This is a genomic window from Mucilaginibacter myungsuensis (genome assembly GCF_015222005.1).
GTDB lineage: Bacteria > Bacteroidota > Bacteroidia > Sphingobacteriales > Sphingobacteriaceae > Mucilaginibacter > Mucilaginibacter myungsuensis.
The window spans coordinates 44,264-52,707 of the sequence record NZ_JADFFL010000014.1; the positions used below are offsets into that span (position 1 = coordinate 44,264).

Sequence of the window (8,444 nt, forward strand, 5' to 3'; positions counted from 1 at the left end):
ATGCTTTAATTACTTCCAATATGAATTCTGAGTTAATAATGGGTTCTGTGTGATAAGATCACGAGAAATTGGCCAATATATACCACCGGTATTGATCAGCTGCATAAACTGAGGATTGTTTTGCTTGATCTTTTCGTACCTAACGCGATCATAAAAACGGTGGCCTTCGCCCATGAACTCCTTTTGGCGTTCTTTAAAAATGGCTTCGATAACCGGTCCGTGCCTTGCAACGTTGTAAGCTACGAAGTCAGTAGAGCTTTGGTTGGTCAAGCCCATCTGGTCAACATTGTATCTTCTTTGTCTGATGGTGTTCAGATCGCTGATAGCCGAGTTGGTCTCGCCTAATACCGCATAAGCTTCGGCACGCAATAATGTAACCTCCTCTAAACGGGTAAGTAATATAGCGCTCGAAAACAAACGGAAGCTTGGGTCATTCTCCGCATTCAGGATAGCCTTTACTTTACTGAAGATAGGGTACCTGTTAAGGAAACCGGCAAAATAAACGTTATCGGCGTGTACTGCACCGGTAGTATCGATGTTAAAACGGCCATCATTAGTTTCTTTAAAGATCGATAAGATCGAATCTTTAGGAACATAGATATCCGGTATATTTTTGTTCACTGTTGGTGACGCAAGTGTTAACGACTCCAGGTTACCTGCAAAAGATGCATCCTGATTGTTGTAAACAAAACCGAAGCCGAATAATTGGTTATCGTTAGCACCGTTAGAGTTGGTAAAGAACAACCCATCACGGTTAGTTAAAACCGGGGTAGATACATAGCTTAAGCCACCTCTGTTCATGTCAGTGATAACGATCCTTGAATATCTGATAACATCAGCGTATTTGCCCTGCCACGCAGCAACCTCAGCAAGCATAGCGTAAGCAGATAATTTACGTACTAACGCACCACTCCATCTTTGGCGGCTTTGAGCGTAGTAATCACCAGGCTGCTGGATATCACCTGCACTATATAAATAAGGTAATACCAAAGCCGCGGTTTCCATCTCTACCTGAGCAAATTCAAGGATCGCATTTTGGTTAGAACGCGGCCTGTTCTCGAAAGAACCATCGCGAGATGATGTGATAAAAGGAACGTCGCCCCAGATCCTAACCATGTAGAAATAAGCAAAGGCCCTTAAAAAGCGAACCTGCGCAATATCCACGTTCATGTTATTCTCTGTATAACGCGCGTCCTTGGCTTTAACTTCTTTAACACGCTCTAAAAAGATGTTAGCCGCGTTAACTACAGCATAAAATCTTCTCCAGTTAGAAAGTTGGTTGATAACAGGGTACGCGGCATTAAGATCATTCCTAACGATCGCCTTAAGATCCTGGCGGATAGGGCTTTCAAAACTTCCCATCCTAACGTCACCATAGATCCAGTGACCGTTGTTATCGGCAAGCGCGGCCCTTGTTAAGCCATATACGCCCATGATGCCGGCCCTCGCGTCCTCTAACGTATTCCAATAGTTAGTCTCGTTCACTACCCTTGTCGAGCTGATCTCCAGCGCTTTTTTACAGCTACCGGCCAGCACAACAACAAAGCAAAGACTCAGTAAAATTATTTTTTTCATTTCTTCTATTTTAAACGGTATCCGATGTGTTGTCTACTATCGTGAATTAGAAATCAGCTTTAATACCTAACATAAATACCCTTGGTATCTGCATGCCATAGCCATTGTCATAACCGGTGTAGTTTACCAACTCCGGATCCGGGCCGCTATACTTGGTCAATGTGAAAACGTTGTTCACACTTCCGTATACGTAGAATTTTTGCAGGTTCGGAGATTTCTTTTTCATGATAGCGGTAAGATCATAACCCAATTGTAAAGTACGCAGCTTAACAAATGAAGCGTTCTCCATAAAAAGGTCTTGATTAACCTGATAAGGAACTACAGAACTTGCTGGGTTGTACAGTGGGTATTTAGAATAATCGCCACGTTTTTCCCAATAGAATACCTCTCTTACAGAAGTGATATCATTTAAACCTTCGCGGTTAATGAAATCGAACCTGTTAGCCATTTGCTGGTTCATCACCTGGCGGCCAAGGTTGTAATAGAAGTCTACACCAAGATTCCAGTTCTTGTAAGTAAAGTTGTTGTTCCAACCGCCTGATACTTTTGGTAAAGCATTGCCTTTAAGCGTCTTGTCAGCATCAGTGATCTGATTGTCGCCGTTAAGGTCTCTCCAGCGCGGATCACCTGATTTTAAGGTGATACCATTATAGGTCATTTTTCTGCCTGTACCATCAGCTGGTACTTGAGCATCTGTAGTGTAGATACCATCGTTAGTTAATAACCAGTAACTGTCTACAGATTGACCAACTTTTAACAGCTTATCGCCAATAACGATCTGGTTCAATCCACCAGGTAAAGCGGTAAGTTGATTTTTGTTAAAGTTAGCATTCAATGAAGATGTCCAACCGAACAGGTTTTTGTCAGCAGCTAAAATGTTCGCGCTAACACCCAGGTCTATACCTGTGTTGCGGATAGCCATACCATTTTTGATCACACCGGTATAACCATACTCAGCAGCCGAAGGAACACTCAGCAACATGTTCTTATCATGTCTGTAATATGCATCGACGCTGGCATTTAAACGACCGTTAAGGAAACCTAAGTCGAAACCAAGGTTAGCCTGATCTGTGTAAGCCCATTTAAGATCGTAACCTGTAGAACCAGCGGTGTACGGACGGGTCAATACAGCTAAACCGTTATAACCAGGAGTGATAAGGTTACCGGTGAAGCCGATGTAAGCAGTATATTGAGGACCTTGAGAGTAGTTATCAAAATTCTCGAACCTGCCCATACGGCCGGCGCTACCACGCAAGTTAAACTCGGTGATACCTTTCTCGTCTTGTAAAAACTCTTTTTTAAGGTCCCAGCTTGCCGATACTACCGGAGAGTAGAACCAACGGCTTGTAGGTTGTTGGGTAGATGATGCATCAGCCCTTAACAATAATGATAAGTTGATCTTAGTTTTGTAAGAGTAATCGGCCTTACCATAAACAGAGAACTGATTGTTACGGGTCTTATCCAAAAATTTATAAACCAATTGCTGTCTGAAAACGGTCGGCGTAAGGTCGTTGTTCAGCAAGTTCAGTTTAATAAAGTCGTTACTACCTTTATATGCGTAAGCATAAGTGTACTGGTAGAAATCGTATTGCATTGTTTGGCCCAATGCAAAGTTGAAACTGTTGTCGCTATTCAGGTCATAATCGTAAGTAGCAACGTTATCGATAGTAGCTCTTTGATTGAAACCAAAATAGTTCGACGCGTAGTTGTTAGTTTGCAATAAAGTACGCGGATAGAAAATATCGCGGTAACCTTCATTGTAATCAACGGCAAAAGTGCTCACGAATTTGAATTTACCAAATTCGGCAGCAAACTTAGCGTAACCATTGTATAGGTTGCTCTTGTTGTTATCAAAACCTCTGTCGAATTGGTCAAGATACTCTGAATACTTGGTGATGTTTGGCGTTAACGGGTTGCTCAGATCTGGGATGTAGTTAACTTGTGCTAACCTATCGCGAACATTCCTGTTACGATCGCGCAGTAACTGGTTAGCATTAACCATTGCGCTGAAAGTGAACCAGGTAAGCGGTTTCATGTTGATCACGAAACGTGCGCTGTAACGATCTAATTTAGTATCGTCGCCTACGCCGGCGCTACGGGTGTTACCTAACGAGAAACGGAAGTTGGCACGCTCGTTACCACCATCGATACTTGCATTTACACTGTACTGCAATTTGCTGCCGTAGTATCTGTCGCTCCAGTTGGCCGGGCCGTAGAACGCGTTATTCAACGAGTCGCTCAAAAACACCGGATAAACGTCGTCGTTAGAGAACGAACCGTTGGAAGTGTATTTGTTATAAAATTGTTTCCTGAAATCGTTTTCGAACCTACCGTTGATAGTGGTTACTGATTGCGGTGCTGCAAGGCTGGTGTAACCATCAAAAGTAACACGGCGTTTGTTACCCGGATCGTTAGTGATCAACACGATAGCGCCGTTGGCCGCTTTAGGGCCGTAGATAGCGGTAGCGTTCAATCCGCTCAATACTTGTACCGATTGGATGTTAGCCATATCAAAGGCTGCATAAACGTTGGTTGCAGGACCGATACGGTTAAATTTGTATTGCTGGATGTCCTCAGCAAAAGGATGCTCTGACACCAATGGCACACCGTCCAAAACCACTAAAGGCTGCGTGGCGAATACCTCGCGGCTTGAAAGCAATGGTTGTGAAGTACCATGGATGAACATGTTTTGAACTGTGCCCGGTTCGCCTGTTGACTCTTGCGAAAACAAACCTGCAGCCTGTCCTTTTAAATACTGCTGCAAAGAGATCGCCGGGAAAGTTGATAGTTTTACCGGATCTACGCTACTGTTTTTAGACTCGAGCCTTTTAGCAATAGCTTTTTTAACGGGCGACATACGCACGATCGATGTATCTATTGTGACCTTGGCGGTGTCCTTTGCAGAAGAGGTATTTGCTAAAGCCCCTTGTTGTTGGAATGCACCGGCAAACACAGTAGTGTTACCGAAGGAGTACGTTGCTGAACATAGCACACCCAGGAAAGTTATAGTTGCAATAATGCGCATAACAGATAATTAAATATTAACTGATTAAAAAACTGGTTATTAAATGTTGCTGTACTGGAATATTTGAGTAGATAGTTAACAGCGCTACTCAAAAAAAATTGAGCACGACATCGCACAATAACTCAAAAAACACAGATAAAATACTTCCGGTAGTTAACCGCGTAGATCATCTGCAAAAAAATGACCACTAACCTCTGTTAGCAGATCAATCGCCTGAAAATAGTAGCAAATAGTGTGGTGAGGGTATCTCACATGGATCTTTCGTAAAGGTTCGATTCATAATATAGTTTATAAAGTTTAATAGAAAATTAGTTTATATATTCTTTTAAATTGGTTTGTTGCAAAGATCGGTTCGGTATTATATTGGTTCATTTTAAACAGGCAGACCTTGTAAATCCTCTGTTCATGTTTACAATGTTACAAAATTACTTTCGAAATACAAAACAATATTTATTTTAAATTTGTTACAATGCGTCTTGGTTAATAGGCTTTTAAAGCGTTTAAAACGCATTTTTTAAAAGGTTGATCGTTTTAGCAAAACGAAACCGTTGGTTGCATTTACTCATTAGTTAATAAATCCAACTTTTCGCATTCCCTATTTCCAAATTAGCGTCAAAAAAAAAATAAAAAAGTTAATTAAACCTTTTTTTTCCACGATCGGTCTATAGTGTGCATAACGTGGTGGATGGTTAATATTTGCCCGGGCATTTGTTAGTACGAGTAAGTTTTTGCCGTCCCCTATTTCAACTATCGATAATTTTAATTTCCTTTATAGCTGTGATCTAAAACCTATCACTTATTTAAACCTATCCTGTTATAACCTATGAAAAAAAGAAGATCCCTTACGACCAAGATCGCCTCTTTGGTTGCTGTTGTTGCCCTATTGGCATTTGCCCCGATCAAAGAAGACCCTATAGATAAGATAGTTAATGCCCTCCAAAAATGGATGGATGCCCGCCCGCAAGAGAAAGTTTACCTGCATATGGATAAACCATATTATGCACTCGGTGATACCATTTGGTTCAAAGGCTATGTCATGATAGGCGCGCACCACCAGTTGTCGGCCTATAGCGGCGCCGTGCATGTAGACCTGATCAACGATCGCGACTCGATCATCAACTCACTTAAACTACCGGTGACCACGGGCATGGTAATGGGCAACTTCATTTTAGAGGATGACCTGACCGAAGGCAATTACCGTATACGCGCTTACACACAATGGATGCGCAACGTGGGCGACGATTATTTTTTCGACCGTACATTTACTGTCGGCGCTACTTATACTGGCAATATTATAGGTACATCTAATTTTAAATATCAGGGAAGTGGTAACAAGCAGTCGTTGCTGGCTACGCTTAATTATACCGACGACCAGGGTAAACCACTGGCCAATAAAGACGTTAAATATCAGATCGTTATTAATAAAGGTGTAGTGAACACCAAAACGGCCAAGACCGATGCCGACGGCAACATTCAGATAGCGATTGATAACGATGGTAAAGCCAACCAGACAGGATCCTACATACGTACATATCTGGAGGGTGCCGAAAAGAAGGTCGTTGTACGTAATTTTCCGATCAAAGCTAACCAGGCACAAACAGATATCCAATTCTTTCCGGAAAGTGGTTCTCTTGTCAACGGCATACAGTCGCGCGTGGGCATCAAGGCTGTTGGTATAGACGGGCTTGGTCTTAAAGTGACCGGCAAAGTTTACGACCAAAATAATGCCGAAGTTGCGGCGACAACCACGCAGCATGCCGGTATGGGCAGCTTTTCGCTTAAACCCGAGGACGGTAAGACCTACACTGCTAAAATGACCCTTCCCGACGGTAGCGAACAGAGCGTTGCTTTACCAAAAGCTAATAACGACGGTCTGGTTTTGAGTGTTTTCCAATCTGGTAAGGATAGCCTGCTGCTGCGGGTAAGCGCGTCGGCCGGGCAGTTGCAGCGTACCCCAAGCATTGGCTTTATAGCGCAAAGCGGCGGCGAGACCGTTTTTGCAGGTCCTGTTAAGTTAGAGCCGGGCCATACCGCTATTTGGCTCGACCGTAAGGCTTTTCCATCGGGCATTGCTCAATTTACATTGTTCAGCGATGCAGGCGAACCTCTGGCCGAGCGTATCGCGTTCATCCGCGCTGCCGATCAAATGCAATTAGCCCTTAAAACAGCCCGTACCAGCTACAAGGGTAAAGAGCGGGTAGATATCGCCATGGATGCTAAAGATAGCAAGGCCAAGCCGGTGATAGGCAACTTCTCGATAGCGGTGATAGATGAAAGCAAAGTACCAATAGATGAGACCGCCGAAAGTACTATTTACAGTAATGTATTGCTAACATCAGACCTTAAAGGTTATATAGAACGCCCTAATTATTACTTTGTTAATGTGAACGACGAGGTTAACACCGCGCTGGATAACCTGATGCTGACCCAAGGTTACCGTCGTTTCCTTTGGAAAGAAGTAACAGCCGCTACCCCGCCTGAATTATTGTTCGAGCCGGAGGCCATTGGCACCAAAATTAGTGGTACCGTTTATGATCTTAGGAAACGGATATTACCGCATGCTAAAATGAGCTTATTATCCATTGGCGCCAACGTGGCTAACACTACCACCGCCGATGAGAAAGGCCGCTTTAAGTTTGACGGCATATTTATGACCGACAGTTTAAAATTTGCGGTACAGGCCCGTACAGATAAAAATACCGACAAAACCATTTTGGTGCTGGACACTGTACCTAAAATGAAACTAGCTAAGAATAAGAACTTTGCCGACCTGAATACCAACATTGCCGGCACCATGAAAGTGTACATTGCCAACGGTAAACGCCAGGACGAGATATACGAAAAAGCAGGTCAGTTTGATAAGGTGCAACGCCTGCGCGAGGTGAGGATACAGACCAAGCGTACAAATGCCGCCAAAGACCCTAAAATAGCTACACAAGGCATGTACCGCATTCCGGCAGGTTCGGCCGATCAGACCATGACGTTGGAGAACCCTGAAAGCTGCCCTACCTTGGCCATGTGCTTGATGCGCCGCATGCCACCGGGTACACGTATGGATAAAGTGAATGGCATGTCGAGCATTGTGGACCTGAGGGGTAACCTGATCACCCTATTCATGAACGGCCGTAAAATAGATAATCCTGAAGAAGCTGCCGAGATATTGGACGGCGCTGTGGAACCTACCGATGTGGCCCGTTTAGACATTGTGCGCACCAACCAGGCCATGCTCAACATGCTTAGTTTAGGTAGGGATGGTGCTGCGATATTGATATACACTAAAACGCCTTACTCACGCACTGTTTACGACCCAAGTGTGGTGAATATCAAGCCGAAAGGATTTAACAAAGTACGCGATTTTTACTCGCCTAAATACGGCCCGGGCGCCAACCTGAAATTCCCGGATCTGCGTACTACAGTTTACTGGAACCCGTATGTAAAAACCACCGCCGATGGTAAAGCGATATTCAGCTTTTTTAACGCCGACGGACCGGGCAAATACCGCGTGATCGTTGAGGGCATTAATGCTGATGGTGAGCTTGGTCGCCAGGTTTACACCTACACCGTAGAGGCCAGCAACATGACCGGTTCGGTATCGCCAAAACAGCCCATAATTGGCACAAATAAAACCATGGTGGCTGCAATATTTAACCCGGCGCAGAACAACAGGCAATTGGGCAGATCATATATGATCAAATAAGATCAGTTTTACCTAACCTGTGAATCGTCCTGATATAAGTTGACAGATTTTACGATAGTCCCAGTTACAAGAGTAGCTGGGATTTTTGTTTATAAACACTTTGCGGTGTTTTCATTTTCAAAGATAAGTGCGGCCTGTAATTATTGT

3 protein-coding genes are annotated in these 8,444 nt (G+C 43.7%); 1 reads left to right on the forward strand and 2 read right to left on the reverse strand.

Going from position 1 to position 8,444, the window contains the following annotated elements:
• Window positions 1-9 precede the first annotated feature (9 nt).
• Window positions 10-1,575, reverse strand: coding sequence for a RagB/SusD family nutrient uptake outer membrane protein (locus IRJ16_RS22360; protein ID WP_194114138.1), 1,566 nt, complete (start codon window positions 1,573-1,575; stop codon window positions 10-12).
• Window positions 1,576-1,621: 46 nt separating this feature from the next.
• Complete coding sequence (locus tag IRJ16_RS22365; RefSeq protein WP_194114139.1) at window positions 1,622-4,600, reverse strand: SusC/RagA family TonB-linked outer membrane protein; 2,979 nt, start codon at window positions 4,598-4,600, stop codon at window positions 1,622-1,624.
• A gap of 823 nt (window positions 4,601-5,423) precedes the next feature.
• Here IRJ16_RS22365 and IRJ16_RS22370 point away from each other — a divergent pair.
• Window positions 5,424-8,297, forward strand: coding sequence for a carboxypeptidase-like regulatory domain-containing protein (locus tag IRJ16_RS22370; protein WP_194114140.1), 2,874 nt, complete (start codon window positions 5,424-5,426; stop codon window positions 8,295-8,297).
• Window positions 8,298-8,444: the final 147 nt, after the last annotated feature.

Bases quoted from the DNA above. Each gene is read 5' to 3' on its own strand.
- IRJ16_RS22360 (WP_194114138.1), bottom strand. From the start codon at position 1,575: ATGAAAAAAATAATTTTACTGAGTCTTTGCTTTGTTGTTGTGCTGGCC.
- IRJ16_RS22365 (WP_194114139.1), bottom strand. From the start codon at position 4,600: ATGCGCATTATTGCAACTATAACTTTCCTGGGTGTGCTATGTTCAGCA.
- IRJ16_RS22370 (WP_194114140.1), top strand. From the start codon at position 5,424: ATGAAAAAAAGAAGATCCCTTACGACCAAGATCGCCTCTTTGGTTGCT.